Origin of the sequence: Amycolatopsis suaedae, assembly GCF_004214935.1 — a bacterium.
GTDB classification, from domain to species: Bacteria; Actinomycetota; Actinomycetes; order Mycobacteriales; family Pseudonocardiaceae; genus Amycolatopsis; species Amycolatopsis suaedae.
The window spans coordinates 151,986-171,088 of the sequence record NZ_SFCC01000018.1 but is presented as its reverse complement, the minus strand read 5'-3'; the positions used below and the strand labels follow the sequence as shown (position 1 = coordinate 171,088).

Below are 19,103 nucleotides of genomic sequence, written 5' to 3'. Positions count from 1 at the left end.
CCGGAAGCTAAGCCCACCAGCGCCGATGGTACTGCACTCGAAGGGGTGTGGGAGAGTAGGACACCGCCGAAATCAACTTCAGAGAAGGCCCCCAACCAGCCGGTTGGGGGCCTTCTTCTATGCCGCCGTCGGGGCTCGCCGCGACGGCGGTTACAGTTGTCAGTCGGCACGTTCGTGCCAGCCCCAGTGTCGCTTTCCAGGAGGTTCCCAGGTGTCCGAGTTCGACCGGCGTGATTCGGAGGACGGCCGCGAGCCCGGTCGCCCACGGCGCCGTGATTCGGCTCCTCGGGGGAAGAGTGCGGCCGGCGGGCAGCAGCGCCGGTCGGGCGGCCCGCGACGTGACGACGACCGTCGCGGCGGCTACGCCCGCAGAGACGACAACCGCGGCAGGGACGACCGTCCGCAGCGGAAGTGGGACGACCGCAAACCGCGGCAGGACCGCGACGACCGCCCCCGGCGCCAGTGGGACGACCGCAAGCCGCGGCAGGATCGCGATGACCGCCCTCGTCGGTGGGAGGACCGTAAGCCGCGCCAGGACCGGGATGACCGGCCGCGGCGGAACTTCGATGACCGCAAACCCCGCCAGGATCGCGATGACCGCCCTCGTCGGTGGGAGGACCGTAAGCCGCGCCAGGACCGGGACGATCGTCCGCGGCGGAACTTCGATGACCGCAAACCCCGCCAGGATCGCGACGACCGCCCCCGTAAGTGGGAGGACCGCAGGCCTCGCCAGGACCGGGACGACCGGCCGCGCAAGAACTGGGAGGACAGGCCCCCACGCAAGTCGTGGGACGACCGCAAACCTCGCCAGGATCGAGACGATCGCCCGCGGCGGAACTTCGACGATCGCAAGCCCCGGCAGGAGCGGGATGACCGCCCTCGTCGGTGGGAGGACCGCAAGCCTCGCCAGGACCGGCCGGCACGCACGCCCAGGCCGTCCGCCGAACTCGGCGACGCCGAGCTGGCGAAGGAACTTCTCGAGGCACCCGAGCTGCCCGAGGGCATCGAGTACGAGGACCTCGACGAAGACGTCCGCCGCGAGCTGCGGACCCTGCCCAAGGGCCTGGCCGAGACCGTCGGCAAGCACCTGGTCGCCGCGGGCGGCCTGATCGACACCGACCCGGAGAGCGCGCTCGTCCACGCCCGCTATGCCAAGACCAAGGCGTCCAGGGTGCCCATCGTCCGCGAGGGCCTCGGCCTGGTCGCCTACCACGCGGGCAACTGGTCGGAGGCGCTGTCCGAGCTGCGGGCGGTGCGCCGGATGTCCGGCACCGACCAGCACGTCGCAGTCATCGCCGACGTCGAGCGCGCGCTGGGCAGGCCGGAGCGGGCACTGGACCTCGCCAAGGAGGTCGACAGCGACGCCCTGCCCAAGGACGTGCGCGTCGAGCTGCGCATCGTGGCCGCGGGGGCACGGCGTGACCTCGGCCAGTTCGACGCCGCCGTCGTCTCGTTGCAGGGCGACGATCTCGACCCCAAGCGCCGCGACCCGTGGAGCGCCCGGCTGTTCTACGCCTACGCGGACAACCTCGCGGCGGCCGGCCGGACCGACGAGGCCATCACCTGGTTCCTGCACGCGGACAACGCCGACGACGCCGGTGAGACCGACGCCGCGGAACGGGCCGCCGAACTCGCTCTCGTCGATGAGTGACGCGCTGCTGACCGCCTACGGCGCGGTCCTGCTCGACCTCGACGGCACGGTCTACCACGGCAGCAGGGGCATCCCCGGTGCCGCCGAGGTGATCGGCGAGATCCGCGAGCACGGCACCGCCGTGCGGTTCGTCACCAACAACGCGTCGAAGTCGCCCGCGGAAGTCGCCGCTCACCTGAGCGGCCTGGGCATCCCCACCGAACCGGTGGAGGTCGCCACCAGCGCGGGCGCCGCCGCGCGGCTGCTCGGGGAGCGGCTCGAACCCGGCGCCGACGTCCTCGTGGTGGGCACCGAGTCGCTGGCCGACGAGGTCCGCGCCGCCGGGCTGCGGCCCGTACGCGAGGCCGGTCCCGGCGTCGCGGCCGTGGTGCAGGGGCACTCCCCGCACACCGCCTGGCCCGACCTCGCCGAAGCCTGCGTGGCCCTGCGGGCGGGAGCCCTGTGGGTGGCCAGCAACGTCGACGCCACCCTCCCCACCGAACGCGGCCAGCTGCCCGGCAACGGCTCCATGGTCGCCGTCCTGCGGACCGCGACCGGTCTCGAACCGCTCGTCGCCGGTAAGCCCGCGGCACCGCTCCTGCTGGCCGCGGCCGAGGCGGGCGGCACCTCCGGGGCCGTCGTCGTCGGCGACCGGCTCGACACCGACATCGCCGGTGCCACGGCCGCTGGGCTGGACGCCCTGGTCGTGCTCACCGGTGTGGCCACCCCGGCGTCGCTGCTGGCCGCCATCCCCGCCGAGCGGCCCCGGTATCTGGCCGCCGACCTGGGCGGACTCCGCCGCGAGGCCGATGAGCTGGCGATCGGCCCCCGGCCGGACTGGCAGGTCAAGGCCGACGGCGGCCGGCTGGTCGTCACCGGCTCCGGGACCGACCCGGTCGACCTGCTCCGGGCCCTGTGCGCGACCGCCTGGGAAACCGGGCACACCACGTGTACGCCCGGTGACACACAGGCACGTGCGGCCCTGGACGAACTCGGCCTGCTCTGAACGCGGTCCCTCCGATCGGTTAGCGTGGATACGTGCACGAACAGACCGACCAGGGCGGGCAGTTCCGGCCGAAGCCGGGGCCACCTCCCGCCCAGCCACCGCAGACCGATCCACGGGCCGGCATCGCCGAAGCCGTGGCCGGACTGGACGACCTGGACAGCGTGCCGCTGGCCGAGCACGTGGAGCGCTTCGACGCGGTGCACACCGAGCTAACCGTAGCGCTCTCCAGCATCGACAAGGTCTAGCGTCATGAGCCAGGGATACGACGTGCGATTCGACGGCCCAGCTTCCCGCTGGCGGCGTTGCCGGGACGCCCGAGTACGACCCGGTACGAGGGCGCCCCGGCGCCTTGCCAGCGAAAACCTGGATCCGTCGACTCGCGCGCCAACCCCCGACTCAGGACGCTAGCGTGGCTCGCAGGGCTCGGCTGGACGCCGAGCTTGTCCGCCGCGGCCTGGCCCGGTCGCGCGACCACGCCAGCACGCTCATCGCCGACGGCAAGGTCACCGTGCGCGGAATGGTCGCAGGCAAGCCCGCCACGAGCGTGGACGCCGACACCCCGATCGTCGTCCGCGACACCGATGACCCCGGCTGGGCCTCCCGCGGCGCCCACAAGCTGCTCGGTGCGCTCGCCGAGTTCACCCCGCGCGGCCTCACCGTCACCGGCAAGCGCTGCCTGGACGCCGGGGCGTCCACCGGCGGGTTCACCGACGTGCTGCTGCGTGAGGGAGCCACCGAGGTACTGGCCGTCGACGTCGGCCGGGGCCTGCTCGACTGGCGCCTGCGCACCGACGAACGCGTCTTCGTAATGGACCGCACGAACGTCCGGCGCCTCGACTCCGAGCAGACCGACGGCCACGTCGACCTCGTCGTCGCCGACCTCTCGTTCATCTCACTGCGCCTGGTCCTGCCCGCCCTCACGGACTGCACCCGCCCCGGCGGCGACCTGCTGCCCATGGTGAAACCCCAGTTCGAGGTGGGCAAGGACCGGCTGCCCCCGGGCGGTGTGGTCCGCGACCCCGAGCTGCGGGCCGAGGCCGTCCTCGGAGTCCTTGGCGAGGCCGCCGGCCTTGGGCTGCGCACCCTCGGCGTCGTGGCGAGCCCGCTGCCCGGGCCGGCGGGCAACGTCGAGTACTTCGCATGGTTGCGCCGCGACGCTGACACGTCCACTGTGGACCACAGCGACATCGACGACGTGGCCGACCTGGTCCGCGCCGCCGTGCGAAAGGGACCCTCGTGACATCACCGCGTGAGGTACTGCTGGTCGTGCACCCCGACCGGGAGGCTGCCCGCGACTCCGCCAGGGAGGTGGCGGCCCGGTTCCACGCGGCCGGGGTCCGGCTACGGGTGGTCGACAAGGACGTGGCCGACCTCATCGGCTCCGACCAGTGCACCGCGGTGGCCCCCGAGGACGACCCGGCCGCCGGCACCGAGCTGGCGTTCGTGCTGGGCGGCGACGGCACCCTGCTGCGGGCCGCGGAGCTGGCCCGCCCCGCCGGGGTGCCGGTACTCGGCGTCAACCTCGGCAGGGTCGGGTTCCTCACCGAGGCCGAGTCCGACGCGGTCGAGGAGACCGTGCGCCGCGTCGTGGAGCGGCACTACCGCGTCGAGGAGCGGATGACGATGGACGTCACCGTGGCCGTCGACGGCGAGATCGTGGCCCGCACCTGGGCACTCAACGAGGCCAGCGTCGAGAAGAGCACCCGCGAGCGCATCCTGGACGCGCTGATCGAGGTCGACGGCAGGCCGGTGTCCTCGTTCGGCTGCGACGGCGTGCTGTGCGCGACCCCGACCGGGTCGACCGCCTACGCCTTCTCCGCTGGCGGGCCGATCATCTGGCCCGAGGTGGAGGCCCTGCTGGTCGTGCCGAGCAACGCGCACGCCATGTTCGCCCGGCCGCTGGTGGTGTCCCGCAGCTCGGTGATCACCGTCGGCGTCGACCCGGAGGGCTCGTCGGCGGTCCTGACCTGCGACGGGCTGCGGCACATCGACCTGCCCCGCGGCGCGCGGGTCCGGGTGGTCGCCGGGCGGATCCCGGTGCGGCTGGTCCGCCTGCAGCACGGCCCGTTCACCGACCGGCTGGTGCGCAAGTTCGACCTGCCGGTGAAGAGCTGGCGCGGCCGCGAACCACGCTCCTGACGCACCTCGGCGCGGCGAACGGCCCATTCGTCGCGTGCCGCCGGTGCGCTGTCGGCTCGTGCCACTACGGTGGTAGACGTGCTGGCCGAGATGCGCATCCAGGGCCTCGGAGTCATCGAGGACGCCCTGCTGGAACTGCACTCCGGGTTCACCGTCGTGACCGGTGAGACCGGTGCGGGCAAGACCATGGTCGTCAGCGGGCTGCACCTGCTGTCCGGGGGCAGGTCCGAGGCGTCCAAGGTGCGGGTCGGCTCGGCGAAGGCCGTGGTCGAGGGCCGGTTCGAGGGGGTGGGCGGGGGTCCGGCGGAGCGGACCGTCACCGACGCCGGAGCCGACGTCGACGACGACGGCAGCGTCATCGCGCTGCGGTCGGTCTCCGCGGACGGACGCTCCCGTGCGCACCTGGGCGGCCGTTCGGTGCCGGTGGGGGTGCTCGCCGAGCTGTCCGAGCAGCTGCTGGCCGTGCACGGGCAGAACGACCAGCTGCGGCTGCTGCGCCCGGCCGAGCAGCGCGCGGTCATCGACCGGTTCGCCGGGCCCGCGGTGGCCGGGCCGCTGGAGCACTACCGGCGGGTGCGGGCGCAGTGGCAGGACGTCGTCACCGAGCTGGCCGAACGGTCCACCCGGTCCAGGGAGATGGCCCAGCAGGCCGACCTGCTGCGGCACGGGCTGGCCGAGATCGAGGCCGTCGAGCCCATGGCGGGGGAGGACACCGAACTCACCGAGCTGATCAAGCGGATGGCCGCGGTCGACGAGCTGCGCACCGCCGCGAGCGCCGCGCAGGCCGCCGTGGCTGGAGCGGGCGACGGCGACCCGGACCAGCCCGGCGCACTCGGCCTCATCGGCGAGGCGCAGCGCAGGCTCGCCTCCGCCGAGGACGAGGTACTGCGGGGCATGGAACCCCGGCTCGCCGAGGCGTCGGTGCTGCTCGCCGACGTCGGCACCGAGCTGGGCACCTACCTGGACTCGCTGGACGCCGACCCGCAGCGGCTGGAGCAGGCGCTGGCCCGGCAGGCCGACCTGAAGAAGCTCACCCGCAAGTACGCGGCCGACGTCGATGGCGTGCTCGCCTGGGCGGAGGACGCCCGCCGCCGACTGGCCACAATGGACACCTCGGAGGAGGCGCTGGCCGAGCTGGCCGCCCGCCGCGACGAGCTGGCCGCCGAGCTGGCAGGCCACGCCTCCGCCGTGTCGGCCGCCCGCGGCAAGGCCGCGGGGGAACTGGCCGGCGCGATCACCGCCGAGCTGTCCGGCCTGGCCATGGGGCAGGCCCAGATCGACGTGACCGTCAGCCAGCGGGAGGTGCCCGCCGACGACCCGCAGGCACTCACCGTCGACGGCCGCACCGTGCACGCTGGCCCGGACGGCGTCGACGAGGTCGAGCTGCGGCTGCGCTCACACAAGGGCGCCCCCGCGCTGCCGGTGCACAAGGCCGCCTCCGGCGGTGAGCTGTCCAGGGTGATGCTCGCCATCGAGGTCGTCCTCGCGCACGCCGACACCGTCGGCACGCTGGTGTTCGACGAGGTCGACGCCGGGGTCGGCGGCCGCGCCGCGGTCGAGATCGGCCGCAGGCTCGCCCGGCTCGCGGTCAGCCACCAGGTGCTGGTCGTCACCCACCTGCCGCAGGTGGCGGCGTTCGCCGACCGGCACCTCGTCGTCGACAAGGGCACCGACGGCGGCGTCACCCGCAGTGGCGTCCGGGTGCTCGAACAGTCCGAGCGGGTCGTCGAGCTGGCCAGGATGCTGGCCGGCATGGACGGCACCGAGACCGGCCGCGCGCACGCCGAGGAACTGCTCGCCGCGGCCGACGCCGACAAGAAGAAGTTCACTCGAAAGAAGCGCTGACCGTCCACTGTGCCCACACGGCGCGGCGGATCATGAACCGCCGCTACGGCGTGTTGGCGCCAATCTGGGGGATCCTTTTGTCACCATCGGTGGCATGAAGCTCACTGGTTTGCTCGCGCGGAACGACGACACTCTTCCCGGGGTGACCGGTGTGGCCCGGGTGGACCGCAAGACCCGGGAACTGCTCCGCCGGGTGGGCCCCGGCGACATCGTCGTCCTCGACCAGCTCGACCTGGACAGGACCACCGCCGACGCCCTGGTCAAGGCCGAGGTCGCGGGCGTGGTCAACGCGTCGCCGTCGATCTCGGGCAGGTTCCCCAACCTCGGGCCGGAGATCCTGATCGCCGCCGGTATCCCGCTGCTCGACGCCGTCGGCACCGCCGTGCTGCGCACCGTCCGCGACGGCAGCAGGGTGCGGCTGCACGAGGACACGCTCTACACGGGCGAGAAGAAGGTCGCCAGCGGCACCCGGCAGACCCGCAACAGCATCGCCGACCAGATGATCGAGGCCAAGGCGGGGATGTCCACCCAGCTGGAGGCGTTCTCGGCCAACACCATCGAGTTCCTGCGCCGGGAACGGACGCTGATCCTGGACGGGGTCGGCGTTCCCGAGCTGCGGGTGTCGCTGCGCGACCGGCACGTCCTGGTCGTCGCGCCCGGCAACGGTCACGCCGACGACCTCAAGCGGCTCAAGAAGTACATCGCCGAGCACCGTCCCGTCCTGATCGGAGTGGACGGTGGCGCCGACACGCTGTACGCGCAGGGTTACCGGCCCGACGTGATCGTCGGCGACCCGCACGGCATCGAGTCCGCCACGCTCAAGAGCGGCGGCGAGGTCGTCGTGCCCGCGCAGCCGGACGGTCACGCGCCCGGCGTCGAGCGCATCCAGGACCTGGGTATCGGCGCGGTGACGTTCCCCGCGTCCGGCAACGCGGAGGACCTGGCACTGCTGCTGGCCGACGCCCACGAGTCTTCTCTCGTGGTCACCGTCGGCTTCCAGGCCACGCTGCGGGAGTTCCTCGACCACGGCCGGTCCGGTTCGAACCCGTCGACGTTCCTGACCCGGCTGAAGCTGGGCACCAAGCTCGTCGACGGCAAGGCCGTGGCCACCCTGCACCGCAGCCGGGTGTCGATCGGCGCCGTGGTGCTGCTGGTCGTCGCGGCACTGGCGGTCGTGGTCGCCGCCCTGCTGGTGTCCGATGTGGGCGACGTCTACACCGACTGGGTCGTCGACACCTGGAACTCGTTCACCACCTGGGTCAAGGGGCTGTTCACGTGATCTCGCTGCGCTACCACATCGTCTCGATCGCCGCCGTGTTCCTGGCGCTCGCCGTCGGGGTCGTCGTCGGGTCGACGGCGCTGAACGGCACTCTGCTGTCCGGGTTGTCCGACGAGCGGGGCGAGCTGGCCCGCCAGGTGTCCGAGCTGCAGGCCGAGCGCAACGCGCTCAACGCCCGGCTCGCCGACGCCGACGCGTTCACCGGCTCGGCCGCGCAGAAGATCGTCGCCGGCTCGCTGGACAAGCGCACGGTCGTGCTGATCACCACCGAGGACGCGCGGCCGGGCGACCGCGACGCGCTGAAGGACCTCGTCGGCAAGGCGGGCGGCACCGTGACCGGCGAGGTCCAGCTGACCGAGGCGTTCGCCGATCCGGCCAAGGCCGACCAGCTGCGGGAGCTGGTCGCGCGCCTGCAGCCCGCGGGGGTGACCTTCCCGACCGCCAGCGACCCCGGCACGCTCGCCGGTGCGCTGCTGGGCACGGTCCTGCAGCTGAACAAGGACACCGCGCAGCCGCAGTCGGCACCGGCCGAGCTGGCCGCGGCGCTCGGCGGCCTGTCCGACGGCGGGTTCGTCAAGCCCGGCCCGGACGTCAAGCCCGCGCAGCTGGCGATCATGCTCACCGGCGGCAAGGCGGCCGGGGACGGCGCGGGGGACCGGGCGTCCACACTGGCCCGGTTCGCCACGCAGCTGGACCGTTCCGGCGCGGGCACCGTGCTCGCCGGCACCCCGGTGTCGGCGGAGGGAACCGGCGCGCTGGGCGTGGTGCGGGCCGACACCTCGGCCACCTCGATCCTGTCCACAGTGGACAACGTGGACACCGCGGCGGGGCGGGTCACCACGCTGCTGGCGCTGCGTGAGCAGCTGGAGGGCGGCTCCGGGAGGTACGGCATCGCGGGCAACGCCCAGGGCCCGGCGCCGGGCACCTCCCGCGAGGGCTCCTAAGCGAGCGCCGCTTCCCAGGCCCCGGTGAAGCCGGGGAACGTCTTGCCGACGGTCGCCGGGTTCTCCACCTCGACGCCGGGCACCCGCAGGCCGATCACCGCCGCGGCCATCACCAGCCGGTGGTCGTGGTAGGTGTGGAACACCCCGGCACGCATCGGCGCCGGCTCGATCCGCAGGCCGTCCTCGGTCTCGGTGACACCGGCGCCCAGCCCGGACAGCTCGGTGGCCAGCGCCGCCAGCCGGTCGGTCTCGTGGCCACGCAGGTGTGCGACCCCGCTGATGACCGACGGGCCGTCGGCGAAGCACAGTGCCGCCGCGATCACCGGGGTCAGCTCGCCGACCTCGTGCAGGTCCAGCCGCGCTCCCCGCAGGCCGCCGGTGCCGGTGACGGTGAGGCCGTCGTCGTCCAGCACCGCGGATCCGCCCAGCTCGCCGACCAGGCTGCGCAGCCAGTCGCCCGGCTGGGTGGTCTCGGCGGGCCAGCCCGCCACCCGCACGGTGCCGCCGGTGAGCAGCGGCGCCACCACGAACGGCGCGGCCGTCGACAGGTCCGGCTCCACCGTGTACTCGGCCAGACCCAGCCGGCCGGGGGGCACGTGGAACTCGGTGCCGGAACGCTCCGGGGCGGCACCGAAGCGGCGCAGCAGGTCGAGGGTCATGGCGATGTGCGGCTCGCTCGGCGGCGCGCCGACCAGCCGCACGGTGACGCCGTCGGCGAACCGCGGCGCGGCCAGCAGCAGGGCCGAGAGGAACTGGCTGGACGCCGACGAGTCCAGGTCCACCTTCCCGCCGGGCAGGCCACCCCGGCCGCGGACGGTGAACGGGGGCGTGCCGCCCGGTGCGGAGGTGATGTCCGCGCCGAGCTCGCGCAGCGCGTCCAGCAGCGGCCCCTGGGGGCGCCTGCGGATCGCCTCGTCGCCGTCGAAGGTGACCGTGCGCCCGCCCAGGGTGGCCAGCGCCGGGGTGAACCGGGCGACCGTGCCGGCGTTGCCCAGTGCCACCTCCGCCTCGCCCGTGCCGGACAGGTCCAGCGGGCGCACCTCGGTGCCGTCGGCGGTGGTGGTGTAGCCGCCGCCGAGCGCGGTGAGGGCGTCCAGCATGAGCGTCGAGTCGCGGGACACCAGCGGTTCCCGCACCAGCGTCGGGCGGTCGCCGAGCGCCGCCAGCAGGTAGGCGCGGTTGGTGATCGACTTCGACCCGGGAACACGGACGGTCGCGTTGAGACGACCCGTCGCGACCGGCGCTGTCCAGCTGTTGTCTGCCACGAGGAAATCGTAGAGGCGTGTCCGACGAGCGCCTCGCGCGCCGTGCGATAAGGTGGAAGCCCGTGGGACTTCAGCCGCGGCACACCAAGTACGTCTTTGTCACCGGAGGCGTCGCCTCCTCCCTGGGTAAGGGACTCACGGCCTCCAGCCTGGGACAGCTCCTTACCGCACGTGGCCTGCGCGTCACGATGCAGAAGCTCGACCCGTACCTCAACGTCGACCCGGGAACGATGAACCCGTTCCAGCACGGCGAGGTCTTCGTCACCGACGACGGCGCGGAGACCGATCTGGACATCGGGCACTACGAACGGTTCCTGGACCGTGACCTCACCGGGTCGGCCAACGTGACCACCGGGCAGGTGTACTCCAGCGTCATCGCGAAGGAGCGCAGGGGCGAGTACCTCGGCGACACCGTCCAGGTGATTCCGCACATCACCGACGAGATCAAGTCGCGGATCGTGTCCGTGGCCGAGTCCGACGGCACCGGCAGGCAGCCGGACGTGGTGATCACCGAGGTGGGCGGCACGGTCGGCGACATCGAGTCGCTGCCGTTCCTGGAGGCGTGCCGGCAGGTCCGCCACGACGTCGGCAGGGACAACTGCTTCTTCCTGCACGTGTCGCTGGTGCCCTACCTCGCGCCGTCCGGCGAGCTGAAGACCAAGCCCACCCAGCACTCGGTGGCCGCGCTGCGCAACATCGGTATCCAGCCCGACGCGCTGGTCTGCCGGGCCGACCGGGACCTGCCGGAGGACCTCAAGCGCAAGATCGGCCTGATGTGCGACGTCGACGCCGAGGCCGTCATCGCCTGCCCGGACGCGCGGTCCATCTACGACATCCCGAAGGTCCTGCACGGCGAGGCGCTGGACGCCTACGTCGTGCGGCGGCTCGGCCTGCCGTTCCGCGACGTCGACTGGACCGTGTGGGGCGACCTGCTCGACCGCGTGCACAATCCCGCCGAGACGGTGCGGGTTGCCGTGGTGGGCAAGTACATCGACCTGCCGGACGCCTACCTCTCGGTGACCGAGGCGCTGCGCGCGGGCGGGTTCGCCAACCGGGCCAAGGTGGAGATCAAGTGGGTCGCGGCCGACGAGGCGACCACCCCGGCAGGCGCCGCCTCCGTTCTGTCCGATGTGGACGGCGTGCTGGTGCCGGGCGGCTTCGGGGTGCGTGGCATCGAGGGCAAGATCGGCGCCGTCACGTTCGCCAGGACCCGCGGCATCCCGGTGCTCGGGCTGTGCCTCGGCCTGCAGTGCATGGTGATCGACGCGGCGCGCAACCTCGCCGGGCTGTCCGGGGCGAACTCGGCCGAGTTCGACGAGAACGCCGAGCACGCGGTGATCTCCACCATGGCCGACCAGCGCGACGTCGTCGCCGGCGAGCGGGACATGGGCGGCACCATGCGGCTGGGTGCCTACCCGGCCAAGCTGATCCCGGGCTCGCAGGTGGCCAAGGCGTACGGCACCACCGAGGTCTCCGAGCGGCACCGGCACCGCTACGAGGTCAACAACGAGTACCGCGAGCGGCTGGGTGAGGCCGGGCTGGTGTTCTCCGGCACGTCGCCGGACGACCGGCTGGTGGAGTTCGTCGAGCTGCCCGAGGACAAGCACCCGTTCTTCGTCGGCACGCAGGCCCACCCCGAGCTGAAGAGCAGGCCGACGCGGCCGCACCCGCTGTTCGACGCGTTCGTCCGTGCCGTGGTGGCCTACCGCGTCGCCGACCGGCTCCCGGTCGAGCTGCCTGGCAAGACGGTCGGGGCGCGCTCGTGACCGCTCCCGGGGCACACGAGTTCCGGGTCGAGTCCACCAGGGACGTCCACATCGGACGCGTGGTCGGTCTCCGGGTCGACGAGGTGGTCATGCCCGGTGGCACGACGGCGCGCCGGGAGGTGGTCGAGCACCTCGGCGCGGTGGCCATCGCCGCACTCGGCGACGACGGCACGCTGACCATGATCCACCAGTACCGGCACGCCCTCGGGCGGCGCATCTGGGAACTGCCGGCCGGCCTGCTCGACAAGGCGGGCGAGGACCCGGTGCGTACCGCCGAGCGGGAGCTGGTCGAGGAGGCCGGCCTGCGGGCCCGGCGCTGGGACACGCTGGTCGACGTCGCGGCGTCGCCGGGGTTCACCGACGAGGTGGTCCGCGTCTTCCTCGCCCGCGATCTGTCCGAAGTGGACAGGGAGGTGCTCGGCGAGGAGGAGGCCGACCTGGTCATCCGGAAGGTCCCGCTCGACGAGGCCGTGTCGATGGCGCTGGGCGGTGAACTGGTCAACGGGGCCACGGTGGCCGGGGTGCTCGCCACGCACGCCGTGCTGTCCGGCGGCCGGGAGCCGCGGCCCGCGGACGCGCCGTGGCGGGACCGGCCAAGCCGGTTCGCGTCCCGGTCCTAGTGTCCCGCACCGGAAGTCCGGTGCAGGACACTAGAGGCTGGCGTAGGCCTCGGCGCAGTCGTCGCAGTCGCCGTCCCTGGGGCACAGCAGGGTGAGCGGGTCGGCGGCCAGGCGCGGCACGGCGACGTCGATGAGGTCGGCCAGGGTGAACAGGCGGGCGCGGGCGTTGCCGACCGTGCCGGTGCGCTGCCCGCGCAGCCACTGGTCGGCCACCGCGAAGCCCTGGCAGCAGTGGTTCGGCTCGTCGACGGCGACCGTGCGGACGCCGTCGTCCGTGGTGACCAGGGCCCAGTCACGGGACCGGTACGGCACGCCGGCGAGGTCCTCGGCGAGGTGCATCGCGGTGTTGGCGTCGTGGCCGACGCCGAGCAGCAGCGTCGAGCCGCCGAGTTCGAAGACGCGGCCGATCGGGCTGTCCAGGCCGTGCGGCGGGGACAGCGGCTGCGGCGCGACGATGGCGGCGGCGTGCCTGCCCGTCGCGGCGAACGTCGACGTCGGGTGGTCACCACGCAGGACCCCGGGCATGCGCCAGAACGTCTCGGCGACCACGCCCATGTCCCGGGTCGGCGTGCGGGCGGGGTCGTACGGCTCGCTGTCCGACCCGCCGGTCATCGACGGCATGACCAGCGTGCCGGAGTCGCCGAGCGCTTCCAGCAACGCCTCGATCAGGCCCGCCGGCCCGCCGTCGACGGGCGCCACCTCGCGGAACGAGGTGTGTACGACGAGAACGTCACCGGTTCGGACCCCCAGGTCCCGCAGTTGGGCTACGAGCTGCACACCGTCAGGTTGCCAGCCTGCGGCCCTGGGCGTCGACACCGCCCCTGATCAGCAGCAGGATGCCGTCGATCACCGGCCAGATCGCGGCCGCGCCGAAGGTGAACAGGCAGACCAGCAGCTGGGCGACCGCGAGGCCGGTGTGGCCGGTGTAGAAGCGGCCGACGCCGAACGGCAGCGCGATCTGCAGCACGCCCGCGACGATCTTGGACTTCTCCGAGGTCGTCACCGGAACGACGGCGGCGGGAGGCGGCGGTGCCGGCACGTGGGTGCCCAGTGCCACGGGGTGGGGCGGAGGGAGGTCGACGAACAGTGCCCGCAGTTCGCCGCGCGTCTTGGCCGCCAGCGTCGCGGTGACCCGTTCCTCGTACTCGTCGGCGGTCAGCCTGCCCTCGGCGAAGTGGCCGCCGAGCACGGACACGGCGTCCTCGCGGTCGGCGGTGCTGAGCCTCGTGCTGTCACTGCCGGACATGTGTCCACGGTAGCCCAGATCCGGGCGGGAGCCTCTACAGTGGCGCGGTGGCCAGCCCGCGTGCGTCGGTGTCCCGCGTGATCGCCGCGTACCTCGATCACCTGACGGTGGAACGGGGCACGTCGCGCAACACGCTCGACAGCTACGCGCGTGACCTGCGCCGCTACGCCGCCCACCTGGAGTCGTGTGGCGTCGTCGCACTGCCGGAGGTCACCGAGGAACAGGTGACGGCGTTCGGTGTGGCGTTGCGGTCCGGCGACGACGAGCACCGGCCGCTGGCGACGTCGTCGGCCGCGCGGGCGCTCGTGGCCGTCCGCGGGCTGCACAAGTTCGCCCAGGCCGAGGGGATCTGCGAGCAGGACCCGGCGCGTGACGTCCGCCCGCCCGCGGCGGCGCGGCGGCTGCCGAAGGCGTTGCCGCTGGACGACGTGCTGCGGCTGCTCGACCTGCCTGCCGCCGAGGGCGAACGCGGGTTGCGCGACCGGGCGTTGCTGGAGTTGCTGTACTCGACCGGCGCGCGGATCTCCGAGGCCGTCGGGCTGGATCTGGACGACATCGACCGCGCCGACCGCACCGTGCTGCTCGACGGCAAGGGCGGCAAGCAGCGGATCGTGCCGGTCGGCCGTCCGGCGGTCGAGGCGCTGGAGGCCTATCTGGTGCGGGCGCGGCCGGGCCTGGCCGCGCGGGGACGGGGTACGGCGGCGGTGTTCCTCAACGCCCGCGGCGGCAGGCTGTCCCGGCAGAGTGCCTGGCAGGTGCTCAAGGACGCCGCGGAGCGCGCGGGGATCAAGGCGCCGGTGTCGCCGCACACGCTGCGGCACTCGTTCGCCACGCACCTGCTGGAGGGCGGTGCGGACGTGCGGGTGGTTCAGGAGCTGCTGGGCCACGCGTCGGTGACGACGACGCAGGTCTACACCCTGGTCACGGTGAACACCCTGCGCGAGGTCTACGCCACCGCGCACCCCCGCGCGGGCGCCTGACCGCGAGCCGGGGCGGGCACAGCGTGATCACCTGAGGGCGTGGCGTTGGCGAAGCAAATCGGCGTGGATCGGCGAGCCGCTTTGGTGGGCACCAGGGGCGCGCATAGGCTCCCGGGTGCCCGCTGAGCAAGGAGCTTTCGCGCCATGTCGACATCGAAGCCGCCGGCGAGATCGTCGGAGTCCGCAGGTTCGGCCGCTGCCAGCCTCAGCAACATGACCATCGCGACCGAAGGAGACGCCGTCTCCGACGAGTTAGACCCGGAGGCAGTCGTTCCCGCGCACAACGGCAAGAAGACCAAGGACCGCCTCGGCCCCACCGGCCGGCCGTTCCGGGAGATCGCCGAACCACCCCTGCTCGAACGCCATGGGCCCGCTCAGGTCCTCGCGATGTGCAACCAGAAGGGCGGCGTCGGCAAGACCACGTCGACCATCAACCTGGGCGCGGCGCTGGCCGAGTACGGCCGCAGGGTGCTGCTCGTCGACTTCGACCCGCAGGGCGCGCTGTCGGTCGGCCTGGGCATCCAGCCGCACGAGCTGGACCACACGGTCTACAACGTGATCATGGAGCGCTCGGTCAACATCAGCGACGTGATCCGCTCGACCAACGTGGAGAACGTCGACCTGCTGCCGAGCAACATCGACCTGTCCGCCGCGGAGGTCCAGCTGGTGGCCGAGGTGGGCCGCGAGCACACGTTGATGAGGGTCCTTCGTCCGGTCCTCGACGCCTACGACTATGTTCTGGTCGACTGCCAGCCCTCGCTCGGGCTGCTCACGGTGAACGCCCTGACCGCGGCGGACGGCGTGATCATCCCGCTGGAGTGCGAGTTCTTCAGTCTGCGGGGCGTCGCGCTGCTCATCGACACCATCGAGAAGGTACGCGAACGCCTCAACCCGAAGCTCGACATCGTTGGGATTCTCGCAACCATGTTCGACCCGAGAACCCTGCACTCGAAGGAGGTCATGGCGCGCGTGGTGGAGGCATTCGGCGAGACCGTGTTCGACACGGTCATCAACCGCACCGTGCGGTTCCCGGAGACCACCGTGGCCGGGGAACCGATCACCAAGTGGGCACCCAAGTCGGCCGGCGCGACGGCGTATCGCACGCTGGCTCGCGAGGTGATCGCTCGGTGAGCAGGAGAGCTTCCCTGCCCGGAGCGTCCGAACTGTTCCGCCTGACCAGCAGCCCCGCCCTCGACACCCCGCCACCACCCCCGGCGCCGGTGGAACCGGAGCCCAAGCCCGCGGACGGCTCGCAGCTCTCCCGCAGTGCCAAGGCCCGCAAGAGCTCGCCGCGGCAGAAGCACGACGCGAAGATCACCGTGTACGTGTCCGGCGACGAGCTGCTCGCCATGGAGCACGCCCGGTTGGAGCTGCGGGGCACCCACGACGTGGTCGTCGACCGTGGCCGGCTGGTCAGAGAGGCCGTGGCCGTGGTGCTCGCGGACTTCGAGGAGCACGGTGAGGACTCCGTGCTGGTACAGCGGCTGCGGGACAGCGGAGCCGAGGCCGGCGGCTGATGCACGAGACCGAACCGGCCGGGGGCACCCAGCCGGACTCGGTGCCCGCCGAAGCAGCGGAACAGGACGGCGGCAGCTCCCGGTTCCGGGTGCGGCTGGCCAACTTCGAGGGCCCGTTCGACCTGTTGCTGCAGCTCATCTCGCAGCACCAGCTCGACGTCACCGAGGTGGCCCTGCATCAGGTCACGGACGACTTCATCGCCTACACCCGCGCGCTCGGCGCGGAGTGGGACCTCGACGAGGTCACCGAGTTCCTCGTGGTCGCCGCGACGCTGCTGGACCTCAAGGCGGCACGGTTGCTGCCCGCGGCCGACGTCGAGGACGAGGACGACCTGGCGCTGCTGGAGGCCAGGGACCTGCTGTTCGCGCGGCTGCTGCAGTACCGGGCGTACAAGCAGGTCGCTGCCCTGTTCGCCGAGCTGGAGGCCGGGGCGCTGCGGCGCTACCCGCGGTCGGTCGCGCTGGAGGAGCGCTACCTCGGCCTGCTGCCCGAGGTGATGCTGGGCGTCGACCCGGCGAAGTTCGCCGAGATCGCGCTCGCGGTGTTCCGGCCGAAGCCGCCGCCCACGGTGTCGCTGGATCACCTGCACGCGGGCAAGGTGTCGGTGCGCGAGCACGCGGCCGTGCTGCGGGTGCGGCTGGCCGAGGCGGGGCAGGCCACGTTCACCGACCTGGTTTCCGACTGCGAGCACACCATCGAGGTGGTGGCGAGGTTCCTCGCGCTGCTGGAGCTCTACCGCGAGTCGACCGTCCAGTTCGAGCAGGCCGAGGCGCTGGACGAGCTGCACGTGCGGTGGACCGGCGGGTCGGTCGAGCAGGCCGCCGCCGCGGCCGAGCAGGACCGCGCGAACGACGAGGACGAGGAGTACGGGTGAGCGACGAGAACGAGCCGGTCGTGGACCTCGACGAGGTGCAGGGCGAACCTGGGGAGCCCGAGGAACAGGACGACCTGGTCGCCGTCGGCAGTGGCCTGCCCGACGTGACCGCTGACCAGGCGCTGGAGGCGGCACTGGAGGCGCTGCTGCTGGTCGTCGACTCGCCGATCAGCGAGGAGTCGCTGGCGCAGACGCTGGAGCAGCCCGTCGAGCGGGTCACCGAGACCCTCGGCGCGATGGCCACCCGGCTGACCGAGCGGGCCAGCGGCATCGACCTGCGCCGCGTCGGCGAGGGCTGGCGGCTCTACACCCGCGACATCTACGCGCCCTACGTGGAGAAGCTGCTGCTGGACGGCCAGCGCTCCAAGCTGACCCGCGCCGCGCTGGAGACGCTCGCCGTCATCGCCTACCGGCAGCCGGTCACCCGCGCCAGGGTGGCCGCGGTGCGCGGGGTGAACGTCGACGGCGTCATCCGCACCCTGCTCGCCCGTGGTCTGGTGGAGGAGGCGGGGACCGACCCGGAGACGGGTGGCACCCTGTACGTGACGACGGAGCTGTTCCTGGAGCGGCTGGGGCTGTCGTCGCTGAACGACCTGCCCCCGATCGCTCCGCTGCTGCCCGAGGTGGATGCGATCGATGACGTCTGAACCGGAAGGCGTGCGCCTGCAGAAGGTGCTCGCCAAGGCGGGGGTGGCCTCGCGCCGCGCCGCCGAGGAACTGATCGCGCAGGGCCGGGTGAGCGTCGACGGCAAGCCGGTGCGGGAGCTGGGCCGTCGCGTGGACCCGGACACCGCCGTCATCCACGTCGACGGCTCGCGGGTCATCGTCCGCGAGGACCTGGTGTACCTGGCGCTGAACAAGCCCCGCGGCATGCACAGCACGATGTCCGACGAGCAGGGCCGCCCGTGTGTCGGCGACCTGGTGCGTGACCGCGCGGAGCGGCTGTTCCACGTCGGCAGGCTGGATGCCGACACCGAGGGACTGCTGCTGCTCACCAACGACGGCGACCTGGCCCACCGGCTGATGCACCCGTCCTATGAGGTGCTCAAGACCTACCTGGCCGAGGTCGAGGGCAGCGTGCCGCGCGGGCTGGGCAAGCGGCTGCGGGAGGGCGTCGAGCTGGAGGACGGCCCGGTGAAGGCCGACCGGTTCCGGGTCAAGGACCAGCGGCCCGGCCGCAGCCTGGTGGAGATCGTGCTGCACGAGGGCCGCAAGCACATCGTGCGCAGGCTGCTGGCCGAGGTGGGGCACCCGGTGACGAAGCTGCTGCGCACGTCGGTCGGTGACGTCCAGCTGGGCAGCCTGAAGTCGGGCAAGCTGCGCCCGCTCACGCGGGCCGAGGTCGGCTCGCTGTTCAAGACCGTGGGGTTGTAGCAGGCTCCCAAGCACGTGAAGGCCACCTTCACCACGTGAGACGTCAGGGCCGCGGCAAAGTCCGGGTGCTGTGTGCCCCCAATGTGGCATTGGGGGAGTTCAAGTTCCCCAATGCCACATTGGGGGAGGTTGCTGGGTCTCTTTCGTGGTGGCGGCTGGGTCTGCTGGGTCGGGTGTGACTGGTGAGGCCGCGACGCCGGGGCGGGATGTTCGTGAAGGCCAGCTTCATCACATGACACGACAGAAACTCGGCCTTCACACCGGGCGGCGGGTTATCCGCCCACGTGTCCATGGCAAGCAGGCCGTAAAAGGGGTCCTCACGGCATGAGACGCCGTGAGGGCGCCGGCAAAGTCGGGTTGGCCGGGCCCCGAGGCGGTTGCTGAGGGCGCCTTGGTTGCGCAAGGTGCAAGTAAGGTGCCGTTGGTTGCGGCGGGCTCGGCCTGGTGTTGTCTCGTTCGTGGTGGCGGCTGGGGAGGGTGTGCCTGCCGGTGCCGGTGTGACAGGTGTGTCCTGTCTGCAGGGCTGGTCCATGGTGGTGAAGGCCCCCTTCATCCCACCTTCGTGCACGCGAGTTCCACGCTGCCGCACGCGAACTCCACGTCCCGCACACCACCCG

19 protein-coding genes are annotated in these 19,103 nt (G+C 72.4%); 16 read left to right on the top strand and 3 right to left on the bottom strand.

What is annotated here, in order from left to right; genetic code table 11:
• Positions 1-211 precede the first annotated feature (211 nt).
• The 8 genes from EWH70_RS36360 (at position 212) to EWH70_RS30455 (ending at position 8,843) form a co-directional block, all read left to right on the top strand.
• Positions 212-1,651: a tetratricopeptide repeat protein gene (locus EWH70_RS36360; protein WP_240687314.1), complete on the top strand. Its 1,440-nt coding sequence runs from the start codon at positions 212-214 to the stop codon at positions 1,649-1,651.
• Positions 1,644-2,636, top strand: coding sequence for an HAD-IIA family hydrolase (locus tag EWH70_RS30485; RefSeq protein ID WP_130479011.1), 993 nt, complete (start codon positions 1,644-1,646; stop codon positions 2,634-2,636). Before EWH70_RS36360 ends, EWH70_RS30485 begins: the two co-directional genes overlap by 8 nt.
• Positions 2,637-2,668: 32 nt before the next feature.
• A complete protein-coding gene (locus EWH70_RS30480; protein WP_130479010.1) occupies positions 2,669-2,881 on the top strand; it encodes a hypothetical protein in 213 nt (70 codons plus the stop codon).
• 164 nt (positions 2,882-3,045) lie between these two features.
• Positions 3,046-3,876 (top strand): TlyA family RNA methyltransferase, encoded by an 831-nt coding sequence (locus EWH70_RS30475; protein ID WP_130479009.1) that lies wholly within the window; start codon positions 3,046-3,048, stop codon positions 3,874-3,876.
• Positions 3,873-4,775 (top strand): NAD kinase, encoded by a 903-nt coding sequence (locus EWH70_RS30470; protein ID WP_130479008.1) that lies wholly within the window; start codon positions 3,873-3,875, stop codon positions 4,773-4,775. The genes EWH70_RS30475 and EWH70_RS30470 overlap by 4 nt, the downstream gene beginning before the upstream one ends.
• Positions 4,776-4,853: 78 nt before the next feature.
• Entirely contained in the window at positions 4,854-6,620 is a 1,767-nt protein-coding gene (gene recN, locus EWH70_RS30465) for a DNA repair protein RecN (protein ID WP_165436481.1), read from the top strand.
• Positions 6,621-6,714: 94 nt separating this feature from the next.
• The gene (gene steA / locus EWH70_RS30460) at positions 6,715-7,899 is read left to right on the top strand and encodes a putative cytokinetic ring protein SteA (RefSeq protein WP_130479006.1); all 1,185 of its coding nucleotides are present in this window, start codon (positions 6,715-6,717) and stop codon (positions 7,897-7,899) included.
• Complete coding sequence (locus EWH70_RS30455) at positions 7,896-8,843, top strand: copper transporter (protein WP_130479005.1); 948 nt, start codon at positions 7,896-7,898, stop codon at positions 8,841-8,843. The genes steA and EWH70_RS30455 overlap by 4 nt, the downstream gene beginning before the upstream one ends.
• Here EWH70_RS30455 and aroA read toward each other — a convergent pair.
• Complete coding sequence (aroA, locus tag EWH70_RS30450) at positions 8,840-10,108, bottom strand: 3-phosphoshikimate 1-carboxyvinyltransferase (RefSeq protein ID WP_130479004.1); 1,269 nt, start codon at positions 10,106-10,108, stop codon at positions 8,840-8,842. The two genes, EWH70_RS30455 and aroA, sit on opposite strands and share 4 nt — an antisense overlap.
• Before the next feature lie 62 nt (positions 10,109-10,170).
• On the opposite strand from aroA, the gene EWH70_RS30445 reads away from it, so the two are divergent.
• Together EWH70_RS30445 and EWH70_RS30440 are read left to right on the top strand one after the other, a co-directional pair.
• The gene (locus EWH70_RS30445; protein WP_130479003.1) at positions 10,171-11,874 is read left to right on the top strand and encodes a CTP synthase; all 1,704 of its coding nucleotides are present in this window, start codon (positions 10,171-10,173) and stop codon (positions 11,872-11,874) included.
• On the top strand, positions 11,871-12,494 hold the full coding sequence (locus tag EWH70_RS30440) for an NUDIX domain-containing protein (protein WP_130479002.1): 624 nt from the start codon (positions 11,871-11,873) through the stop codon (positions 12,492-12,494). Before EWH70_RS30445 ends, EWH70_RS30440 begins: the two co-directional genes overlap by 4 nt.
• Positions 12,495-12,524: 30 nt before the next feature.
• Here EWH70_RS30440 and EWH70_RS30435 read toward each other — a convergent pair whose 3' ends face one another.
• A complete protein-coding gene (locus EWH70_RS30435; protein WP_130479001.1) occupies positions 12,525-13,271 on the bottom strand; it encodes an AAC(3) family N-acetyltransferase in 747 nt (248 codons plus the stop codon).
• Between the two features lie 4 nt (positions 13,272-13,275).
• Positions 13,276-13,740, bottom strand: coding sequence for a DUF1707 domain-containing protein (locus tag EWH70_RS30430; RefSeq protein ID WP_130479000.1), 465 nt, complete (start codon positions 13,738-13,740; stop codon positions 13,276-13,278).
• 77 nt (positions 13,741-13,817) lie between these two features.
• Here EWH70_RS30430 and xerD point away from each other — a divergent pair, with 77 nt between their 5' ends.
• The 6 genes from xerD to EWH70_RS30400 all read left to right on the top strand — a co-directional run bounded on the left by xerD (position 13,818) and on the right by EWH70_RS30400 (position 18,486).
• Positions 13,818-14,720, top strand: a complete 903-nt coding sequence (gene xerD / locus EWH70_RS30425; protein ID WP_130479025.1) for a site-specific tyrosine recombinase XerD — start codon at positions 13,818-13,820, stop codon at positions 14,718-14,720.
• Between the two features lie 144 nt (positions 14,721-14,864).
• Entirely contained in the window at positions 14,865-15,851 is a 987-nt protein-coding gene (locus tag EWH70_RS30420) for a ParA family protein (protein ID WP_130478999.1), read from the top strand.
• Positions 15,848-16,237 (top strand): cobyrinic acid a,c-diamide synthase, encoded by a 390-nt coding sequence (locus EWH70_RS30415; RefSeq protein WP_130478998.1) that lies wholly within the window; start codon positions 15,848-15,850, stop codon positions 16,235-16,237. The genes EWH70_RS30420 and EWH70_RS30415 overlap by 4 nt, the downstream gene beginning before the upstream one ends.
• A complete protein-coding gene (locus tag EWH70_RS30410) occupies positions 16,237-17,112 on the top strand; it encodes a segregation and condensation protein A (RefSeq protein WP_240687313.1) in 876 nt (291 codons plus the stop codon). The genes EWH70_RS30415 and EWH70_RS30410 overlap by 1 nt, the downstream gene beginning before the upstream one ends.
• Complete coding sequence (gene scpB / locus EWH70_RS30405; RefSeq protein ID WP_420809109.1) at positions 17,031-17,759, top strand: SMC-Scp complex subunit ScpB; 729 nt, start codon at positions 17,031-17,033, stop codon at positions 17,757-17,759. The genes EWH70_RS30410 and scpB overlap by 82 nt, the downstream gene beginning before the upstream one ends.
• Positions 17,749-18,486 carry a pseudouridine synthase gene (locus EWH70_RS30400; protein ID WP_130478996.1) on the top strand — a complete coding sequence of 246 codons (738 nt, stop codon included), beginning with the start codon at positions 17,749-17,751 and terminating at the stop codon, positions 18,484-18,486. The genes scpB and EWH70_RS30400 overlap by 11 nt, the downstream gene beginning before the upstream one ends.
• Positions 18,487-19,103: the final 617 nt, after the last annotated feature.